Raw genomic sequence first — 19,821 nt, forward strand, 5'->3', positions numbered from 1 at the left:
AAAACTGACTGAGAAAAAATATGGCAGACCCTACGTGACAAGCTATTTTGCGTCATGTAGGATTTTTTCAAACAATTTAACCCAAAGCGGCCGGCGACGGCAGCAGACCACCCCCCACCATCATCGGATGGGACCGGAGCAAGCGCCAAAACGCTAACTCCGATCGACACAGGAGAGAGAAATGTCGTTGCATGCCCGTGCTTCCCTCGCGCTAGGCAAAGTTGCCGTGGCGCTCGCGTTTGCAGGTATCGCCGTCGCGGCTCACGCCGACACGGTTCGCGTGACGGTCGCGCATTACAGCGATGCGACCGCACCGTACTTCGAAAAGATGGCCCGTAACTTCGAGAAGGCCAATCCCGGCACCACGATCAAGATCGAAGACGTGAACTGGGACACGCTGCAACAGAAACTGCAAACGGACATCTCCGGCGGCGCCAACGCCGACCTGGCGATTGTCGGCACGCGCTGGCTGCTCGACTTCGTGAAGGACGACGTCGCCGAACCGCTCGACGGCTACATGGACGCCAGCTTCAAGGGCCGCTTCATCGGCCCGTTCCTCGCACCGGGCGAGATCAACGGCAAGGTGTACGGCCTGCCGATCGCCGCTTCCGCACGCGCGCTCTACTACAACAAGGATCTGCTCGCGAAGGTCGGTTACCCCGACGGCCCGAAAACGTGGAATGACGTGATCGATGCGTCGAAGAAACTGAAGGCGCAGGGCATTGCCGGCTTCGGTCTGCAAGGCAAGGAAATCGAAACCGACGTCTACTATTACTACGCCCTGTGGACTAACGGCGGCGACGTCGTAGGCAAGGACGGCAAGGCGGCGTTCAATTCGCCGGCCGGCATCAAGGCGGCCACGCTGTACAAGACGATGATCGACGACGGCCTGACGCAGCCTGGCGTAACCGGCTACAGCCGCGAAGACGTACAGAACCTGTTCAAGCAGGGCCGTGTTGCGATGATGATCTCCGCACCGTTCCTCGCCAAGCAGATCAAGAAGGAAGCGCCGAACCTGAAGTACGGCATCGATCCGATCCCGATGGGCACGACGCACGCCACCTACGCGGTGACCGACTCGATCGTGATGTTCAAGAACTCGAAGGTGAAGAAGTCGGCCTGGAAGTTCCTGGACTATCTGTTCACGAAGGAACCGCGCGTCGAGTTCACGACGACCGAAGGCTTCCTGCCGACCACCAAGGCTGAGGCGACCGATCCGGCGTTCAACGATCCGGATACCAAAGCTTTCGTCGCGCTGCTGCCGACGGCTCATTTCGCGCCGACTGTGACCGGTTGGGAAGACACCGCGAAGGCCGTGACCGATGCAATGCAATCGATCTACCTGGGCAAGGCGAAGCCGGCGGACGCGTTGAATGCCGCAGCGACGCAAGCGAACAAGTCGCTCGGTAAGTAATCGCGTAGTCTCGTAGTGATTTGCTGAATACGGAACGCGCGCCGCCGTTGCGAAGGCGGCGCGCGTTTCGGCTGTTATGTCCGTAGTGCACTATCCGGCCCATCCCGTCGCGTCCGCTTTTTAATGTGAACGCGTCTTACGATCGAGCACGCATGAGCCGTTCCGCTTCTTCGCGCCTCCAGGCGCCCTGGTTGCTGATTGCGCCGAGTCTGGTGTTGGCGCTTTTCATCATCAGCTATCCGATTTTCAACATCGTGTGGCAATCGCTGCACGAGGTCTCGCGCTTCGGCGCGATCCGCGATTTCACCGGTCTGCAGAACTTCTATACGATTTTCACGGACCCCTCGTTTCTCGCCGCGGCTAAGCGGACGATTGTCTGGACCGTGTGCGTGGTGGGCGGCACGGTGCTGATTTCGGTGCCGGTCGCGCTGATCCTGAATCAGGATTTCTATGGACGCGGCGTGGCGCGCACGATTGTGATGCTGCCGTGGTCCGTCTCGCTGACGATGACCGCCGTGGTGTGGCGCTGGGCCTTCAACGATGACTACGGCATGGTCAACGTCACGTTGCAGCGGCTTGGCTTGATCAACGGCCCGATACATTGGCTCGCGACGCCGGAGCTCGCGTTTCCGGTGGAGATCGCCGTCGGTATTCTCGTGTCGATTCCATTTACGGTGACGATTCTGCTGGGCGGATTGTCGTCGGTGCCGGGTGACATTTATGAAGCGGCGCGGATGGATGGCGCCAGTGCGTGGCAGCAGTTTCGCAAGCTGACGATGCCACTCTTGCGGCCGTTCATCAACATGACGATTCTGTTGAACGTGATCTACGTGTTCAATTCTTTCCCGATCATCTGGGTGATGACGCAAGGCGGGCCGGATAACGGCACGCATATTCTCGTTACGTATCTCTATGAGCTTGGGTTCCGGCTGGGACGTCCCGGCGAAGCCGCGGCGGTGTCGCTGATCATGCTCGTCATGCTGTTCGTTTTCTCGATCGCCTATCTGCGCCTGCAGCCCGCGAAAGAAGGAGAGACATCATGAGTCTCAGCGTCAAGATGAAGCGCTCGCTGTGGTGCTGGTTGGCACTTTCGCCGCTGATTGTGGCCGTGCTGTTTCCGTTTGCTGTGATGTTGTTTACTGCGTTGAAGCCGGCTACGGAGATCTTTGTTTATCCGGCGCGGTGGTTGCCGGTGCATTGGCAGTGGAGCAACTTTTCGGATATGTGGGTTGCGGCTAACTTCGGCGTGGCGCTGAGGAATAGTTGTGTGATTAGCTTTTTGTCGACTGCGTTGGCGTTGGCAGTGAGCTTGCCGGCGGCTTATGCGTTGGCCAGATTTCCGTTTCGTGGGAAGGGGCTGTATTCGCAGTTTCTGCTGGTGACGCAGATGTTGTCGCCGATCTTGCTGGTTGTTGGGTTGTTCCGGCTCGCAGCGATGATTCCTTATGGGGATGGGAATCTGGTTGACTCCAAGATTGGCGTCATCGTTTCTTATGCTGCGTTCAATATCGCGTTTGCGGTTTGGATGTTGTCTTCTTACTTTCAGACGGTGCCGAGGGATCTGGAGGAGTCGGCCTGGTTGGAGGGGTGTGGGAGGACGAGGGCTGTTTTTAAGGTTTTCTTGCCGTTGGCTGTGCCTGCGATTGTTGTTACGGCGATCTTTACCTTCATTAATGCTTGGAATGAGTTTGCGGTGGTCTACACGTTGATTCGATCGCCGGAGAATAAGACTTTGACCGTGCAGGTTACGGATATGGTGGCTGGGAAGTATGTTGTGGAGTGGCATTTGGTGATGGCTGCTACTCTTTGTGCGACGCTGCCGGTTTCTATTGTGTTTGCTTGGTTGCAGCGGTTCTTGGTTAAGGGGTTGGCGTTGGGGGCGGTGAAGTAGCTCTTATGAGGCGTGGCGGATCCTATCCTGCCGCGCTTAGGCTTCTCCGGAGCACCTGCATTTCTGTCCCACGCCAGTTAGGCACCACTGACAGGACAGATGCCTCGGGTGATTTAAGTTTGACCAAAATATCCGTAAGAGCCTAGCTAGCCAGTCGGCCCCCGTGCCTTCGATAAATTCCACACGAGGTTCGCCAGCCCTTTCCAGTCCGTCGGAGATAACTCGCATAAAAGTCCAAGCCCCAGTCCTCCATCCCGCGATATGACGAGACGCGAAGTGTCCGGCCGAAAAGCTACGCCACAAGATGTTATTGAAGTGATCAAATTTTTAATTTTTATTCTGTACTTTCAAAAACTGACGCCTTTCTTCGTCGGAGAGATCAAAGATGCTCCGGTACTCTCTCGGTAAGATCTGACAAATCTCTTCTGCGTACTGATATCTACCCAATAATTCTTGCACAACGTCGGAGGCCACACGGTTAAATTTTGCCCTATTTGTTCCATCCACATAAATAAAATATTCCGGCGGAAATGACTTCACCAGCTTTGATACTTCATCAGTATCGAATGCAGTCCCGTCCCACTTATGAGCAAATTCATTTCTTATTCTTGCCAACACTTTGATAGCCTTGTATTCTCGCTCCCTCAGCAGGGAAAGCGCGAAGGCGACATTTGCCCTGTGCATTATTGTGCTCAAGCAACCGTCCAAGTCGCCGAGAAGTTTTTTGGAATGGCTCTTATTTGGAAAGTATGAAATCAATATATTAATTAGCAATTCGTCAATAAAAGATACAATCGTAAGGACTACCCCTCTAGGGGATTCACTTTCAACCTCATTAATGAATCGCCCTTGCCACGCTGCGTCTTCTTCACTTTTTGGAGCACTCATGAAGGCGAAACTTTCAGACCATTGCAATTTTTCTTTCAATTCATCCCCCGTTAAAATTGAATATCTTGACGTGCGTTTAGAGAATCGGTAGATCAATCGGGTAGGGTTCGACAGTCGTGCCGCGTCGACGGCCGATGATCAATTTTGAGCCACCGCTAGGCGAAAAAATCGCACTCAGCAACAAACTGATAAAATCGGGCCTCTCTCAGGAAGTACGATTGCGTTTTATATCTTGTACTATTGCTCGCTCGCGAGATAATTCCCCTAGACCCCAATTAAAATCCGAAAGGCTGAAACTGAAGAGGTCACCTTGCCTTTTGGCGTATTGAGAAAACCAGATACGATCATTTCGCGCAAAAGCTTGGTATCCTTTTTATTGCATAAATCGCGGTTTCTGCTCAAGCAGTTTGAAATGAGCATCGTTTCCAAAAATTCAATGTCACGATGTGAGCTTCCCGTCGGGCAGACAAGTCTTCCATTTGGCGTATATTTTGGAATTAGTGTCAGCAATGGAGTGCCCTTTCGTCCCGCAACGGAGTTGTTATAATGCAAAAGTTTGTGACTCGTAAAGCATTCCTTGCGAAACGACTGTTTCATAGCGAGGCCAACATACCATGGCAGCACGCCCTTTCCAGCCCTAATTGAAAAGATGTAACAGCCGATGGCACCCGAAAGCCCATTTTCAATCTCGTTGTCAACGTATTCCCAAAAATTGGCTTGAGATTGTTTGTCTGCAGCAATAAGTCCGTTCGGATTTCTAGGTATCTTAACGGAAATGTGAGGAAAGAAATTCAACGTGCCCCCGCCTTAGAATTTAACAAAATTTCTATCTGATCAAAAGGAGTGCAATGATGCCGATCTTAAGGCTCACCCTGAATCCCTGAACTATACCAAAAGCAAAATCTCTGAACTGACGGAGTTTTGCGAAATGATGTGGATGAGAAACCGGCGGACGGGATTTGCACCAAAGGCGGACACTTGACAGGACCGCAGGCGGGAAATATCGAGTGTGCCGGCGAACAGCCGCTTACAAGACTGATTGACATATCGCCGCGATCGCGAATGAAGGACGTACACATCAGCAGTTTTTTTTGTTGGGTCGGGCGGCCATGGATGCTACGAATGCCGACGTCGCTAAGGGCGCTGCAGCAGATAAAGCGCCCTTGCGCACAGTTGCACAGAGCGAGCGAAAAAATCGCCCGCTAAAGGGCGAGCTTAACGTCTTGCCCATGAACGATAAGTGATCTGAATTGAGGGGGGCCGATGAGTCTGCAAGCTCCACTAGAAGCCTGAAGTTCTAGCTGTAGGGGTCGTCGAATCTCGAGAGACGAACTGGCTGCCTGAACGTCTTTGTGTAATCGCTCGTCTCGAACATGGATATCTCGCCAACAACTTGACGCGAAAACACGTTCATCGGCCCCGGCGCGTAGTAGGCGACACCTACGTTCATGATAAGAATCGCATCCGCCCCTTCGTATTTCGGCCCGACGAGCTCAGCCGTAGCGCCCTTCATTACAACTTTCGGCATACCGTCCTGCGAAAGATCCACCTCGCTCACAACGTACCCTTGGTTGCGAAGCTCTGCTTCGATACCGTCAACGAAACGACGATAAAGGTGTGTGTCTCCAACCTTCGCCGTAACGAGATCGTTAAAGGTTGCGGCGTGTTTGTTAGTCGATGCGTTGATGCTCCCCGATACCGCCCCGCCTATCGCTGCCGCGAGTATTCCACCGCCGGGGATAATGAGCGGGCCGCTGCTCGTACCTACTGAGTACACCGTCTTGTGAGGCGCCGAAACAGCCACCGTTTTTATTCGCGCGAGCTTTTGCACATCGACATCAGCGTGTGGTGCGGCAGCACAGCCAGTCAGCAAGAAAGCCATGACGAGACAGCATGCGCTGCGATACTTCTGGAGCGGATTCGGCACCGTTTTCAGTTTCATTTTTTCAAATCTAAAGATGGGTTAATGGTTTATCGGCCACAAAATCGCATTCTTTAGATCCAATATACGAAATCGCAAATCACTCGGCAGCGGTAGTGTTGAAAATTGGCCCGATAGCGGCCCGGTTTCCAGTTGCCGCTCAGCAATCTATAAAATCCACCCGCGGCCACACCGGCAAACGATGAAGCAACCAAAACAAAGTGGACATCGTGGCTAAAGTCATCCGTAGAAAAGCCGATATCAAGTAATGGAAGCGAGCAGACGGTTGACGCGCGCGTGAAATAAGTGCGATTTGATGCTTATCGCTTAGCGCGAAACGTATCCGGGCGATATGACGGACTGCTGGGTGCATGAGGCATTTCCCCAAACCCCATGCCGATTGGCCCTGATGTTTAAGCGCCAGCCCGCTAAAGACTCATATTCCACAACAGAAAAAGGAGAAAAAAGAAATGCAATTGAAGAAATTGATTCCACTCGGTGTCTCGTTGCTGGTTATGGCAGGTTGCGCGTCCGTACCGATGGGCGATCCGCAGAAGGACGCTGCGCTGAAGACCTTCAATGCCCCGCAGAACAAAGCGGCGATCTATGTGTATCGGAACGAAAGCATGGGCGGTGCAGTGAAGATGCCGGTGACGATTGATGGCCAGGTTCTCGGCGAGACGATGGCCAAAACGTATCTGTATACCGAAGTCGAACCGGGTTCGCATGAACTAGTGTCTAAAGCTGAAAACGATTCAACGCTTAAAGTTGACACGGAAGCCGGCAAGAACTACTACGTCTGGCAAGAGGTCAAGATGGGTATCCTGTATGCGCGCAACAAGCTGCAATTGGTCGACGATAAAACTGGTCAGGATGGCGTGAAGGAATCGAAGTTGACAGTTGCGCCGACGGCTCAAGCCACCGCGGCCAAGTGATGCTGATTTGTTGAGTATCGCAGCGGATTCCGATTAGCAACGCCCACATATCTGTATGAGCTTGGGTTCCGGCTAGGGCGTCCCGGCGAATCATTGGCAGTGAGGCAATTTCTCGGATATGCGGGTTGCGGCTACCGTCTGGGCGACGTTGCCGGTTTCAATTGTGTTTGCGTGGTTGCAGCGCTCCCTAGTCAAGGGGTTGGTGTTGGGGGGCGGTGAAGTAGGTCTGGTGAGGCGCGGCAGAGGTCCCATCCTGCCGCGCTCAAGCTTCTCCGGAGCACCCGGATTTCTGTCAGCTAGCCGTTAGACATAGTTGCAAGGACAGTCATGCGGGTAGCTTCCGCGTGACAGAAACTCGAACTAAGCCGACATTCGTGTATCGACCCAGATATGCATGCTAAATACTACAGAACGGTCGCTGTTGACTTCAGCGAATGCGTACTTTCAACCCTGAAGATACGTTCGAACACTCCCAGAACGGTACGTTCGCGAATTTCCCATCTTGTGTCCCTTCGCAACCCTCATAGAGACTCGGTCACGCACTGAATGGTGACGCTTTGCCAAAAGTTTCTAGCACAGCGAAATCGGGAACAGTAGAATCGATACACGGCAAGAAATCGCCATAAATTGAACGTTTTTGTTACCTCCTATCTAGAAAAAGCAAAAATGAATGAACAACTTCGCGGCGTTGATGGCGCACTTGCGGCCATTGAAGAGCTTCGCATAGATTCAAAACTCGGAAAAAGCAAGCACTTTAATGCTAGCGAAAGGAAACTTCGATATCACTGGCTTTTTGGTGTACCGGTGATCGTTGCGAATCTTCTAGTTGGCGTCGTGCTCGTTGGCTTTCAGAAGATGTCGGCGGATCCTCGCCAAGCAATCGACGGCGCTGCATTAGCTTCCTCAGCGATAGCCGCCAAGGCGCCCCTAGCAGCCTCATATATAGGCGGAAGCTGGATCACTGTTGCCTCCATACTCTTGGCGTTCGGAGCCGCACTATTTAGCGCGATACAGACGCTGTTCAATTTTCATAAATCGTCGGAAGGACATCGCAGCATCGGCAATCGATATGTTCACGTCTCCCGCCAATGCAAAGAACTTCAGCAGCGACATCGCGATATTCCTTTTACGCCAGAAGAGCTTTGGGAAAAGTACCATGCGCTTGCTTCCCCAAGTTTGCCGCGCACACCGCCAAATCGCATGCGAGTTGACTCCACCCAGTCGGCCCCGTCGCCAGCGAAGTCAAACTACTTAGAATTTCTGCGATAACTGCTGTGTCGGTGAAAGCGACAGAGATGTCGTAGCTGGAAAAACCCGAGCTCAGCCAGTTGCAAGAACCAACTATTCCGACCCATCCCCCTTCATTGTTATCCGCTGCCAAAAGCTTCGCATGGGAATTAGTCGAAAAAGTGTGTAAGCGAACCCGCTCCACGACGTCCTCGTCGCGAATGGAGGCCCTGCATCGCTCAACTTGTTCCGCCACAACATTGGTCCTGTCTTTTGTATCGGATTTCCCCCAGAGAATATCAATCCGCACGCCTCGCCTCGCCGCAGCTTCGAACAGCGGATACAAATCTTTGAAACGATCTGCTTCTACGAACGTGGAGTGAATAATGACCCAGGACTTCGCATTTTTTAGGAGGCGTTCAATTGCCCGTCGGTGAGCGTTGCCGCCTTGCAGAAGCTGCTTCCCGTCGGGTGCAATTCGGAAAGAGCGCGAATGGCTCGACGGAGCGGGAAAGCTTGGCGGCTTGTCCAGCGAGTGACCGGCCGTCGACTGCTGCTTAGCAATGGAAAGTATCCTCGCGCTTAGATGGTTTGAAGCACCCGGCAACCCGTTGACCAGTTGCCAAGATCAGATAAAAAGAATCTTCTGTCTGCCCTGAATCCAACAAGGGGACTATTGTGTCTCGCGCGCCCGGGCAGCCCGCTATCCGGTGCAGATGCCTAATCTCTTGTCGCCATATTTCGCGTAAAGCCGTATCGACAGTTGAAGCGTCTCGCCGCCACTGTTTTACTACTACCCGGTCCCCCGTCTCAAGGCTTGACGCACCCACCATTTTCGGGCGCCCCGTCTTTGCATCGCCCCGCTGAATTACACGACTGTCCAGGCGAAACTGGCCAGCGAAGTTAAGTTTTCCAGTCTTTAGCGTTATACGCGTCATATTCTCAAGGGCTAAGAAGTCGGTGGCCCGTTTCGAGACGGACAGATCTCACCAAGGTGAAGGGCAGCAAGGTGAGAGTGGGCCTCGAGCCGATTTTTAATTTTTGCAAGGGGAATTATTTCCGAAACGCAGAATTTTTGCGACCGATTTATTCAAATCTTTGGTTGGGAATTCTGACTCGGCCCGCTGCCGGCACGTCAATCATATAGCCGGTTCAGCAACCGCGGCCCAAGCCCACCGATTCACTCATCCGGAAAATACGGTTTCTTGAGACTTTCTCAATGGTAACTATGCCAATCCGAGTACATCATTTCAGGGTTTACGCGCAACCGGAGGTTTCTGACTACCGCATCTAACTAGAACAATCAGATGCTGCCGCCGCATGCTCGTTCAGTAGCGCGATCCCTGCCCGCCGCGCTCATATCGCACGGCCAGCCTTGCGACCTTTGTTCAGCAGGCTCCAACGCTCATTAAATTTCTTTGGCCGATAAACGGGTCGGACCGACCATGCAAGGTAAGCGCGATGGCTAAGCGTTACCCAACCTCTCATATAGTAGAGTCTTGCCGATTGCGGCCCACAAAAGGCTGCTTGGTGACAGTGACTACTTCGCGAAGCTACGGGACTACCAAGAGGAGGACTGGCCTAACAACATCACAACACGCTAAACGCTCATGCTTGGCGCATGTTACGGTTGTCCTAGTTACTTTTGGTTGAAGGACAAAATCAGCGTGTTGATATTTCTGCGCAAGCAAGGCGACGACTGGAAGATCACCAATGTCGATGACACGCTGAACTACCAATAGGCCATCGGACACTGGACGGTAAGCCGCCGATTTGCCAAATGCAACTTCAAGGTGCACCCACCTCCGCAAGTTGCTCTATCTATGTCTATCGGCAACGGCTGAAACTGACTCGAGGCCGTCGACAAGGCGTCATCATCCGTCATCCGGACCCGAGCGCCCCGCCAAGTAATCGCAGGCAGGCTTCCATTCAGCCTACAAAGTTCGCAAGATGTGTCGATGCCCAAAGAAGCCTTATCCAATCAGCCAAACGCAAACACTTAGCCTACCTGGTTGACCGCTACGCTGCTGCCTTGATTTATAATCATCAAGCCGTCGGGAAACACCCGGCGGTCAGGTGTGGAAGCCTGTGATCGTAACCGCACCCCCGCTCAGGCGGGGCGTGCGTCTACCTCTGCACGTCTATATTTCTATGGGCGGGCTGTGGTGGGGGAGCCGCAAGGCTCGCCGGTTCGTTACGATCCCGGTCTTCCAAACCCGCCACGTGCCCGCTCACCCACTTCCCCAAGCGTGTGTCGGGCGATCCAGGAAGTACCAGGGAGGTCGCACCATGAGCAGCAAACCTACAAAACAATCTCAACCCGCTTCACGCCCGCCTGTCGACGCGCTCCAGTACGAAAAACTTGCGCTCTCCACCTTCGATCTATGCAACCGGCAGTTGAGCCAACTCAACACATTGATCACACTTGCGTCCTCAATGTGTAGGAATCCTGCCATCACGAGCGACGAAAGACGACGTCAACAGACCATGCTTGAATTGCTTGTCGACACAGCAGAGCAATATCAGCGAGAGCTCGAGTGTGACCGTGAGCTGTATCAGGTGATCGCGCTCGATGCGAAGGGCATCCCGCAAAGCCGCATCACCGCGAGCCGTGCAGCACGCCTTCTCGCAGAGGCATCACAAATAGCGACGAAGGAAACACCAGCAGCCACGAAGCCGAGCCCGAGCAAACAAACGTCAGCCGAATCCGCGACAGACGAAGAAGCAGACGCTTCCCAACAGCCGGCTCCGACGCAGCACTAACCATCAAGAAGGCGAGCGACTTCAGTCGTTCAGATTTGTAGGATGCCTGCCCTCAGTCACGAGCATGTGCGAGCACCACAAGCAAATGTGGGCAGGCGTCGTATAAACCTAAACACGTTCAGACGTTCAACATCGGTGCAAAGATCGCCGACAATCGATAGCACGCCTCGACGCCGCTGTTGGCACAAACAGCGTCCGAAAGAAACCGTCAATCCTTCCCTTACGGCATGGCGCACGAATATCTCGTCATTCAGGAGCCGCTGCCGAATCCATTTTTCTCGAACACGACGGGAGGCATCGCCGCTTCGTTGACATGCAGACGGAAGATATCCGGACGCGAGTAGTGACCCGCGACGTCAAAGTCATATTTCGCTCGGGCAAGGTCGTTGAGGTCGAGGTCGGCCACGAGCAACGCGTCTTGCTCAAAGATGGGACCGGTAATGAGCTGGCCAAGCGGGCCGACGATGCAGCTTCCACCGCTCATCAGCACAGTGGCCGGATCGTTACCCTGGATTGCGGCATAGTCGGTTGGACAATCCGATCGGCGCAGGTGCTGGCAGGCCGACAACACAAAACAGCGCCCCTCCAGGGCAACGTGCTGCATGGAGGAAGCCCATGTCGGTCGACTGTCAGCGGTGGGCGCACAGTAAATCTGAACACCCTTGGCGTACATCGCCATACGCATTAATGGCATGTAGTTTTCCCAGCAGATGACTGCGCCGAGCCTGCCGAACGGTGTGTCGAAAACCGGGAGCGTCGATCCATCGCCATAGCCCCAGATCAGCCTCTCGCCGGCAGTCGGCATCAGCTTGCGATGTTTGCCGAGCAGCGTACCGTCCGGACCAAGAAACAACGCAGTGCAATACAACGTGCCATGGTCCCGTTCGATTACGCCGATCACAACATATTGTTTGTGGTCGGCTGCAAGCTCACCCAACCGCTGAGCGCCGGGACCTGGTACCTCGACCGCGCTGTCGTAGTAACGCCGATAGTCTTCGCGCCCAGCAGCGGTTCTCCCGCCAATTGTCGAGCCGAAATCGAGCCCCTTAGGATAGGCTGAGACGAATGCTTCGGGAAATACGATGAGTTGAGTGCCTTGTCGCGCGGCGTCGGCGATGAACGTCGCGACTTTATCGATGGTTCTGTCCGCATCGAAGACGACGGATCCCGATTGCACAACCGCAGCACGTAATCTCTGTTGCATCAGAATGCTCCATTAGATGTAAGGGCTTGCAATCGAAACGCTTAGGTTCGCTCGCAGATAACGTGTGCCCACGGCCGTGGATTGCAAGCCGATCTCGCTCATCGCAAGCTCAATCGCAACTAATTCGAGCTGGAAAATTCGTTGATTGCGAACACGGTCGCCGAGGATCGCGGCCACTACGAGTATAGGTCGCCAGCCGGTAGAGCTTGCTGCCTGTTCGTCGGGATAGAGCGAAACGTTCGACGATTGGTTGTTCAGGCCCCAGCGGGAGTTCGCAGTCGCGAGGTTGAGCGGCCGCTTTATCGGCAGGGTTGGGACCTTCGGAGAAGCTCACTGAAGGGCGGCAAGCCGCGCACGAGGTCAAGGCACGGTAACCGTCGCATTACGGCTTACCAGTGTGCACCCGCAAGTTGCATGATGTCCGTGCAGGGCAGTCGGGGCTCCGCCAATCATGCTGTTCCCGTCACCTTCCGCTATGGTCTGTGTTCCGTGTTCCTTGCATTCAACCGTGTCACCCTTGCGGGCAACCGGCTTGCCGTCCACGGTGTCGGCGTTCGAACCAGTTGTAACAGAGCCGCCGTGCGGGGCCAGCGTATCGCCTACTACAATGACCTGACGAGCCATCCGTTCACTCCACGAAAAATACCCGGCTCATGATGCAATGCCGTTTCTGAAACCCGCTGGCGGTCATTCGATCAACCGCACGACCCTAAACATTGGACCGAAGATAGTGCGATAACGAAATACGCTAACCACGTACCGCCTGTCGCTGCGACAATAATCACGACTATGCTGACCACGCGCGGTATGCGTTTGCGTAGGAGCCAGCTTGCAGCGGCCACGCCGATAAACGGGAGGAGAAGAATGACCAGTTTGACGATCATCGGCGCCTCAAATGACGCGTGCCATCAGGCTGTCTACAAGACTATCTCGCGTATGCCGGGCATGCCAGTTTCCGCGTTCGGGCTGCCCAGATATGTCCATTGCAGGTCGTGGGCGGCGACGTCGATGAACTGCGCCCCGGGCTGCGGAAACGCGTGATCCTTCTCGACGAACGCCTGGCGGTCCCACCGGTTGTACAGCGTGGCCATCGGATGATCATCGGCTATACGACCTTCCCATATTCCGGTTTGCGGGCAACGCTGCTGGCCGTCGCACCGGACAGGCAAAGTCTGCTCAGGGACCTCGCGCAGAAACCCGGTATCGATCATCTGCTTCAGAAAATCGTACCGCTGCGGGGGCAAGGCATAGGCTTCGCCAAGGTAGTGCCATTGCACATGGTCGGCGGTGAGCCATTCGAATGACGGCGCCTCGAAGCGCTCGCCAGCCTGGTAGCGTTCAGGTGTGTTTCGCCGGGCGGGAGTCAGCTGGGTTTTTGCAGCAGATACCGGACCGTAGAGAGCAAGCCAATAGCCGTCACGCGGCACAATCTGGTTACCCATGATCGCCATCGTGCTTTGTTCCAGCGGTGGCACCGCGTACCCGTGCGAGACGAATTCACGTCCTTGAAGCGCCGCGCCCTGCTGCGCCTTGGGCGTCGCCGTGACGGCCTTTGCAGCGTCGATCAGCGCTTGCACATCGCCGTTCCATTTAGGTAGCGGCGCCGGGGGTAGCGGCAATACCTTGTCTAGGTTTGGCAGTTTCAGCCGCCCGTCATAGAGCTTCAGGACATCGGCAATCTTGCGGTATCGTTGGGCACGTGCCTTGTCGATATGACCAACCAGGTTGGTCCCGTTGTCGAGGTCCATGCCGTTAAACTCCGGAACCAGACTGCTGGCACACTTTGCACTTCCCAGCTTTACGCCCTCGTGCAAGATGTTCAGCGCTCGGAGTTTTGCCTCACCCGTGTTTGCGCGGGCGTAAATTAGGCCCAGCTTTTCGGCTGCGTCTCCATACCCCTGAGCAAAAGCACATTCGAGCATCTTGGTACCGACTGGTAGATTGCCCCAAAAACCTTCACTGGGGTTGTCGTAGGTTGCTGCCAGCTTGTAACCTAGAAAAGTCATTGCTGCTGGACTTCCCATATCCGCCGCGCGCTGGAAGAACGCGTAGGCACTCGTGGCGTCACCGCCCTTGACCAGCCTGTTGAGGTGATACACACCCATCCGATCGTAGGCATCGGGAATACCCAGCTTCATTGCTTTCTCGACCCACTGGATTGCGGCTTCCGGATCCTGCTCCGGCACCCCAGGGCGTTTGCTCAGGATCAGTGACGCGAGATTGAGCATCGCTTTCCAGTGGTTTCGATCAGCGGCCTGCAAATAGAGCTGATACATCTTTGCGTAGTCGATCCTGTCGATAGGGACGTTCGGATCATCCAGCGCCATTGCCTCCTGAAACCACATCTCGGCCTGCGGATCGAGGGACGGCACTTGTTGTGCCTCATATACGCAGGTGAAGTCCTTGCGATGCGGGTCGAAGAGCGGGAGTTTTTCGTAACGTGGCAGGTCAGACATGGCAGTGGTCAGCTTGTTACCCAGGGAGGTCAGGGCGCCTGCGTGAGCCGGGGCTACCAGCAGCAGCAAGGCAGAGGTGGCAATACGCAACGCATAGAGAAGTGCTTTCATGCGGGGCCCGATTAGGCAGGGACGGGATCGTTTGAGGACGGTACGGAGATTGAGCCGTACAGCGTGGTGGTCGAACGGTGATCTTCAAACGGGAGCAGGAAACCAGTCATCTGCTGCGTACCTGCCTGCTGGGCATCCTGATTCTTGTTCATTCGGCGGTTCCAACTGTCAAATGCATCGGGCAGATCTTTCGCATCACCACTGTATTTGATATCGCCACCGTAGTGCAGCGCAAATACGCGCTGACGCAGGTCAGCGGCGTACAGTGCTCCGGTCGCAGCAATATTGATCTCGCTGTCGGCCGACATACTGCGCTGATTCAGGTTGGCGCTGCCTACGGTAATGAATACGTCATCGATGATCATCAGCTTCGAGTGGATGTAGATTTCGCGATAAGCCATGTTGTGGTCTGCATCAGCGCCACTTGTGCGCAGGCGCGCGACACTCACCTCAAGGCCTAGAGTCCGTTCAAGCTCTTCCGCACTCGGACGGTCAAGCACCTCGCCGCGACCTCGGGTAGTTTTGCCATAGACGGAATCAAGCTTGCCGTTATCCGCCAGATCTCCTTGTTCAGCCATCGATGTACCGGCTCCGAGCAAGGTCAGCGCATCGTAGGTACGCGGCACCATTTCTCCGCGCTCCGGATGTGGAATCACAATGAACAGGTGCAGCTTCGGCATCTCGGTGACCGGTTTTTGTGACGTTTTCATCCAGTCGTTGCAATGCTTCTGTCGCGTCTTGATCAGATTCCGCGCAAACTCCGGGTAAAAGAAGTACTGGTTTTCGATGTAAATATAGTTGCGGGCGCTACTGGTTGCCTGGAAATAGACCTCCTTGATGGACTTCTCCCGCTCATGGGGCTGCGTGCGCAGGATCTGGACAAGATGCGCCGGATTTCCCGCCACCTTCGGCATCTTCGCCGGTGGCTCTGGTGGCGTCTGGAACGGAAGCGACTGACCGAGTGCCGCCGCCCATCCGTTCTCGAAGTTGAAGTGCAGTTGCGCAAGCGCCGGCCCTACCACCCGGCATGCGTAGTCCTGATAGGGACGACCATGCACATAGTGTTCGTGACCTTCCCCGTGTGGTGCTTCCTGTTTCGACACGCTGTTTTTCACGCCATGGTAAAGCCTGGTGGCCAGGTTGTCCTTGGTCGGCGCTTGCTGCGTTGATAGTTCACGGACCAACTCGTCGCTGATCTGTTTATCCGAGAGGACCTCACGTTTCGGGTCATCGATCGCATGAGCAGTCCGGTCCCAGTAGTCCGTCACCGAATTCAGGCCCATGACGTAGCCCACCGCCTTGCTGCCGCTGTCGTAGGCGTAGTCGATCAGGACCGGTTTCTGGTGGTGTGTTGCAAATTTTTCCAGCTGGCTTTTCTCGTCGGTTACGCTGAGCGTGCTGCTGACGGGCTGGTCCTCTTCAGCCGGTGCGACCGCCCGCAAGGCGGTCGCATCGGCTTGCGAGACACCACGAAGGACAACCTGCAACCGCGGATTCGTGCCGCTGCCACTCTTGCCGCCCGGTAAGTTCACGTTCCACCAGTCGATGCAGTATTGATTGCGCGTTGAATCCTTGTACGGTGGGTCCTGCTGCAACCCGTACCGCTGGATCGGGTGCCCCAGGCGGGAGACTGGGACGTCGGTCAATCCGGGCATGTTGTTCTGGACCTTGGATCCATCGTCGTCGTACCAGATCAGCAGGCGCACCGTGACCGGACTCTCCTTACGCTTCGTGATTTCGTCGAGCAGCTCGCCATAACGGATGCCGCGCGGCCAAGTGTCGCTGTCCCGCTCAAGCTCCATGCCTGGATCGAAACCCCAGCAGACGATGTCCGCCGACTGCTTGGCTTCCCGTAGGTCTTTGGCGATCTGCTTGAATCCATCTTCACCGCAGATCATGAAGCTCAGGGTGTTACCCCTGGTGATCGGGCTCGTACCGTCGCCCTGTCTCTCTTTGATGTCCCTGTGCTCAACGAGAAACTGAAGCGCACTCTTCGCCTGCCGGGTCTGCTCGTCGATGGCGACCTTTGCGTGCGTGTGAGTCTTGAGTGGAAACTGGGCCACGTCTACGTCCTCTTTGATAAATAGGGTGAGCGTCGCGCTCAGCTATACCGTTCGCCCATGTTGGTGCGCTGGTCAACGTGATCAGGATCAGATTCGAGCGCGTCTTTCACGTTCAAATCATATTCCGCGCCGTTGCTCAGTCGGGCCGTGTAGGCCGGTGTGCCGGCCTGGTGATCCTTCACGACAATCCGGCCAAACTCATCTGTCACACCTTCACCGATCTTTGCGCTGCCTTTGTACAGCTCGTACGGCTCGCTGACAATCTGATGCCCTTCGCCCTGCAGCGCCTGTAACGCGAAGTGCAGTTGCTCCTTCTCAGGCGGCAACGCAGGAATGGCCGGTGTGCTCACGCTGTCAGGTCCAACAAACGTCCGGTTTGCCGAGTGCACCTCGAAGCCGCCCGACGTACCGTGCTTGATCTGCCCAGAAGTCCAGCGGGTGTAGCTGCCGCCGCCGTTGACCTCGACCTCCTGCTGCGCGCTGATCGTGATCTTATTCGCAGTCACAGTCACGTTGAGCTTCGCCAGGAGATTGATGCTGTCCTTGAGCGCCTTGACATCGATGTCGCCTGCCGCAGCAACGAGCCGCATACCCGCCTCGGCGACGAACAGGCGAAATGCTTTTCGCGCGCTGGCGAAGAAGCCACCGCCCGTGCTGATCGATACGTGCTCGCCGGTCGTGACCGAGGTGGTCTTGCCGCTGCTCAGGTGAATCTGCTCCGACGTGCTGGTGGCGACACCAGCGGGACTCGCCAGCACGAGATGCGGCTGCTCGAACTGCTTCAGCGCACCGCCGCCCTGGATAGCTTTTGCTTGAGCTTTCAAGGTACTGGCGACTGCCTTCTGTTCGCCATCCTGTGCCCCTGCTGTCTGAGCCGACTGCGCGAGGCTCGCTGCCGTATCCTGGGCGCTCGCCAACTGGAGGTTTACCTCATCAACGCTGAACGCGTCTCCGGTTGCGCCCGAGCGCGGATGGGTTGTCAGCAGCAGCCCCCGCGCGCCACGCACGGCCGCATTCCCGTCGGTGCGCAGCTCCACACCTTCACCGCGCTTCTCGCCGCGACCGGACGGCTCACTTACCCGCGTGATATAGCCCGCGTGCAGGCCCGATTCGAGGTGATCGCTGCGTATCTGCGTTTGCACCTGCCCTGTGGTGTCGTCCTTCAACCAGACGTTGTTCTGGCTACCGCCGATTTCCTTGCTGACGAACCCCGACAGCATGTGCTGGTCGGGCAAGTTCCACTGCGGCCGGTTCGCGCCGTTGCCCACGCGCGCAGTGATGAGCGGCCGGTCTGGATCGCCGTCGAGAAACGATACGACCGCCTCGTCGCCAATTCTCGGCAGCTGGATACCGCCAAAGCCGCCGCTTGCCCACGGCTGCGCGACGCGCACCCAGCACGAACTCCGGTCATCGCGCTGGCCGATGCGGTCCCAGTGAAACTGCACTTTCACGCGGCCCAGTTCGTCCGTATAGACCTCCTGTCCGCCCGGTCCCACCACGGTCACCGTCTGCAACTGCATGACGGGCTTCTGATGTTCAAACGGACTGCGGAACGACACGGACTTACGCTGGACCTCTATCTCGACGCGGAAAAAACCACCCGAGCCGTCCGCGTGCGGCACGATGGAAGCCGGGCTGTCCTGGGCGCTTTCGCGCGCCTGGGCTAACCGGTTTTGCAGGCTGTGCGGGAAGTTCGCATGATGACTCGATGCCGGAATGTTGTTCTCAATCAGCCATACCGTTTCGATGATCGCGAACTGCCGCCTGTCGGCAGCGTCGGGGTCGTGCTCGGGATGCCCGGTGAGTTCGAACCAGCGACCGGCGTCGATGCCGCGCACACCGCCGACACCGTAAAACCGCTTCGCCTCCGACTCCCATTGCTCCATGCGAATCTTCGACAGGTGCTCGCCGCGTTCCTGTTTCAGATAACTATAGGGTCCTGTGTATTCGTAGACTTCCAGCTCGTCCGGCAATTCGTGCGACACGGTGGGGATGCTGGTGCCTTTCGGATTGGCGAGCGACGACGGGCTTTTATAGTCGGCTGTGCGGGTTGTCAGCACCGCGCTGTGCAGCGTACGTTCGCTCGACCAGTGAACCAGCGCGTCCAGTTCGCTGCTCGTACCGTAGCGGGAAAACTGCACCGTCTGCGGGGCGAGCGGTTCAAACGTGTCAAGCCGGTCCGTAATCGTCAGCGTATGAGACTTACCGTCCTCGCCCTGTGTCCAGAAGCCGAACAGTCCTTCCTCTTCGATCAGCCGATGAGCAAAATTCCAGTCGTCTTCATATTGCGTGCAATAAGACCTCGGCGGTAACGGTGTCGAGAGTTTGAACTGAAACTGGCCTTTCGCCTGGGGGTGGGCATTGAACACATCGGTCAGGATGACGTCGGCGGACTTATCCTGCCAGATGCGCTGGTCGCGGCGGAATTTGAGGAAATTCATCCACGAGGCAAAACGGATCGAATAGCTGGTTAATCCGCCATCTGATCCCAGTCTCCGCACGCCGAATACATAGCCGTGAAAGGGACGATAGGATTTATCCGCCTGCTGAAGCCACAGGGTCACCGGCTGGCCGATTAGTTTTTTAAGCTTGATATTGCCGTTTGTCGACTGGACGTCGAGCGTGAATTCGAAATGTCGCCCGATTCGCGACCAGCCCACCGCCCGCTGCGGTAACAGCACACTGCTTCCAAGCGGCGTATCCAGTTTCAGCAAACGGTCCTGCTGGATCAGCCCGCTCTGAGTGGCTCTAACAATATCCTGCGCATCCATTTCCACCCCAGATTACTTTTTACGTGCTTATTGTCGTGAGCGAGAGAAAACTTTTAGCGGCCCGGTAGTCGATCGATTGACCGGTAAAGCCTGCATTCCGACAGGAGATTCGATACCGCTAACACGCGCGGGCCGTGTCGTTGGCACTATAAAATGCGTAAGGACCATCCCTTAAAC

14 protein-coding genes and 1 pseudogene are annotated in these 19,821 nt (G+C 55.7%); 6 read left to right on the top strand and 9 right to left on the bottom strand.

Annotation, left to right across the window (positions count from 1 at the left end):
• Positions 1 to 181: 181 nt before the first annotated feature.
• From M0D66_RS01200 to M0D66_RS01210, 3 genes are all read left to right on the top strand, one after another.
• Positions 182 to 1,414 (top strand): sugar ABC transporter substrate-binding protein, encoded by a 1,233-nt coding sequence (locus M0D66_RS01200; RefSeq protein WP_200621736.1) that lies wholly within the window; start codon positions 182 to 184, stop codon positions 1,412 to 1,414.
• A 152-nt stretch (positions 1,415 to 1,566) separates the two neighbouring features.
• A complete protein-coding gene (locus tag M0D66_RS01205; protein WP_054035601.1) occupies positions 1,567 to 2,457 on the top strand; it encodes a carbohydrate ABC transporter permease in 891 nt (296 codons plus the stop codon).
• Entirely contained in the window at positions 2,454 to 3,305 is an 852-nt protein-coding gene (locus M0D66_RS01210) for a carbohydrate ABC transporter permease (RefSeq protein ID WP_097395558.1), read from the top strand. The genes M0D66_RS01205 and M0D66_RS01210 overlap by 4 nt, the downstream gene beginning before the upstream one ends.
• Positions 3,306 to 3,632: 327 nt before the next feature.
• Here the strand turns inward: M0D66_RS01210 and M0D66_RS01215 are convergent, their stop codons facing one another.
• The 3 genes from M0D66_RS01215 to M0D66_RS01225 form a co-directional block, all read right to left on the bottom strand.
• Positions 3,633 to 4,232, bottom strand: a complete 600-nt coding sequence (locus M0D66_RS01215; RefSeq protein WP_211705983.1) for a hypothetical protein — start codon at positions 4,230 to 4,232, stop codon at positions 3,633 to 3,635.
• A 225-nt stretch (positions 4,233 to 4,457) separates the two neighbouring features.
• Positions 4,458 to 4,988 carry a hypothetical protein gene (locus tag M0D66_RS01220; protein ID WP_266208850.1) on the bottom strand — a complete coding sequence of 177 codons (531 nt, stop codon included), beginning with the start codon at positions 4,986 to 4,988 and terminating at the stop codon, positions 4,458 to 4,460.
• 502 nt (positions 4,989 to 5,490) lie between these two features.
• Positions 5,491 to 6,135: a hypothetical protein gene (locus tag M0D66_RS01225; RefSeq protein ID WP_266208851.1), complete on the bottom strand. Its 645-nt coding sequence runs from the start codon at positions 6,133 to 6,135 to the stop codon at positions 5,491 to 5,493.
• Positions 6,136 to 6,584: 449 nt separating this feature from the next.
• Between M0D66_RS01225 and M0D66_RS01230 the strand changes: the two genes are divergently transcribed.
• Together M0D66_RS01230 and M0D66_RS01235 are read left to right on the top strand one after the other, a co-directional pair.
• Positions 6,585 to 7,049: a DUF2846 domain-containing protein gene (locus M0D66_RS01230; protein WP_211709150.1), complete on the top strand. Its 465-nt coding sequence runs from the start codon at positions 6,585 to 6,587 to the stop codon at positions 7,047 to 7,049.
• Positions 7,050 to 7,676: 627 nt separating this feature from the next.
• Positions 7,677 to 8,318, top strand: coding sequence for an SLATT domain-containing protein (locus M0D66_RS01235; RefSeq protein WP_266208852.1), 642 nt, complete (start codon positions 7,677 to 7,679; stop codon positions 8,316 to 8,318).
• A 37-nt stretch (positions 8,319 to 8,355) separates the two neighbouring features.
• On the opposite strand, the pseudogene M0D66_RS37915 reads toward M0D66_RS01235, so the two are convergent.
• Positions 8,356 to 8,883 (bottom strand): annotated as a pseudogene (locus tag M0D66_RS37915) (phospholipase D-like domain-containing protein); the annotation flags it as partial.
• Positions 8,884 to 10,565: 1,682 nt separating this feature from the next.
• Here M0D66_RS37915 and M0D66_RS01240 point away from each other — a divergent pair.
• Positions 10,566 to 11,039 (top strand): hypothetical protein, encoded by a 474-nt coding sequence (locus M0D66_RS01240; protein ID WP_211707889.1) that lies wholly within the window; start codon positions 10,566 to 10,568, stop codon positions 11,037 to 11,039.
• Between the two features lie 250 nt (positions 11,040 to 11,289).
• Here M0D66_RS01240 and M0D66_RS01245 read toward each other — a convergent pair whose 3' ends face one another.
• From M0D66_RS01245 to M0D66_RS01265, 5 genes are all read right to left on the bottom strand, one after another.
• Entirely contained in the window at positions 11,290 to 12,243 is a 954-nt protein-coding gene (locus M0D66_RS01245) for a carbon-nitrogen hydrolase family protein (protein WP_211707888.1), read from the bottom strand.
• Positions 12,244 to 12,603: 360 nt separating this feature from the next.
• Positions 12,604 to 12,867, bottom strand: a complete 264-nt coding sequence (locus M0D66_RS01250) for a PAAR domain-containing protein (RefSeq protein ID WP_211707887.1) — start codon at positions 12,865 to 12,867, stop codon at positions 12,604 to 12,606.
• A 293-nt stretch (positions 12,868 to 13,160) separates the two neighbouring features.
• Complete coding sequence (locus tag M0D66_RS01255) at positions 13,161 to 14,810, bottom strand: tetratricopeptide repeat protein (RefSeq protein WP_244869854.1); 1,650 nt, start codon at positions 14,808 to 14,810, stop codon at positions 13,161 to 13,163.
• A gap of 11 nt (positions 14,811 to 14,821) precedes the next feature.
• Positions 14,822 to 16,873, bottom strand: coding sequence for a phospholipase D-like domain-containing protein (locus tag M0D66_RS01260; protein WP_211707886.1), 2,052 nt, complete (start codon positions 16,871 to 16,873; stop codon positions 14,822 to 14,824).
• Positions 16,874 to 16,911: 38 nt separating this feature from the next.
• Entirely contained in the window at positions 16,912 to 19,644 is a 2,733-nt protein-coding gene (locus M0D66_RS01265) for a type VI secretion system Vgr family protein (protein ID WP_211707885.1), read from the bottom strand.
• Positions 19,645 to 19,821: the final 177 nt, after the last annotated feature.

Source organism: Paraburkholderia sp. SECH2, from assembly GCF_030464795.1.
GTDB classification, from domain to species: domain Bacteria; phylum Pseudomonadota; class Gammaproteobacteria; order Burkholderiales; family Burkholderiaceae; genus Paraburkholderia; species Paraburkholderia aspalathi.

What these genes read in the sequence shown, in the direction of transcription:
- M0D66_RS01200 (WP_200621736.1), top strand. Translation starts at nt 182, where the DNA reads ATGTCGTTGCATGCCCGTGCTTCCCTCGCGCTAGGCAAAGTTGCCGTG.
- M0D66_RS01205 (WP_054035601.1), top strand. Translation starts at nt 1,567, where the DNA reads ATGAGCCGTTCCGCTTCTTCGCGCCTCCAGGCGCCCTGGTTGCTGATT.
- M0D66_RS01210 (WP_097395558.1), top strand. Translation starts at nt 2,454, where the DNA reads ATGAGTCTCAGCGTCAAGATGAAGCGCTCGCTGTGGTGCTGGTTGGCA.
- M0D66_RS01225 (WP_266208851.1), bottom strand. Translation starts at nt 6,135, where the DNA reads ATGAAACTGAAAACGGTGCCGAATCCGCTCCAGAAGTATCGCAGCGCA.
- M0D66_RS01230 (WP_211709150.1), top strand. Translation starts at nt 6,585, where the DNA reads ATGCAATTGAAGAAATTGATTCCACTCGGTGTCTCGTTGCTGGTTATG.
- M0D66_RS01240 (WP_211707889.1), top strand. Translation starts at nt 10,566, where the DNA reads ATGAGCAGCAAACCTACAAAACAATCTCAACCCGCTTCACGCCCGCCT.
- M0D66_RS01245 (WP_211707888.1), bottom strand. Translation starts at nt 12,243, where the DNA reads ATGCAACAGAGATTACGTGCTGCGGTTGTGCAATCGGGATCCGTCGTC.
- M0D66_RS01250 (WP_211707887.1), bottom strand. Translation starts at nt 12,867, where the DNA reads ATGGCTCGTCAGGTCATTGTAGTAGGCGATACGCTGGCCCCGCACGGC.
- M0D66_RS01255 (WP_244869854.1), bottom strand. Translation starts at nt 14,810, where the DNA reads ATGAAAGCACTTCTCTATGCGTTGCGTATTGCCACCTCTGCCTTGCTG.
- M0D66_RS01265 (WP_211707885.1), bottom strand. Translation starts at nt 19,644, where the DNA reads ATGGATGCGCAGGATATTGTTAGAGCCACTCAGAGCGGGCTGATCCAG.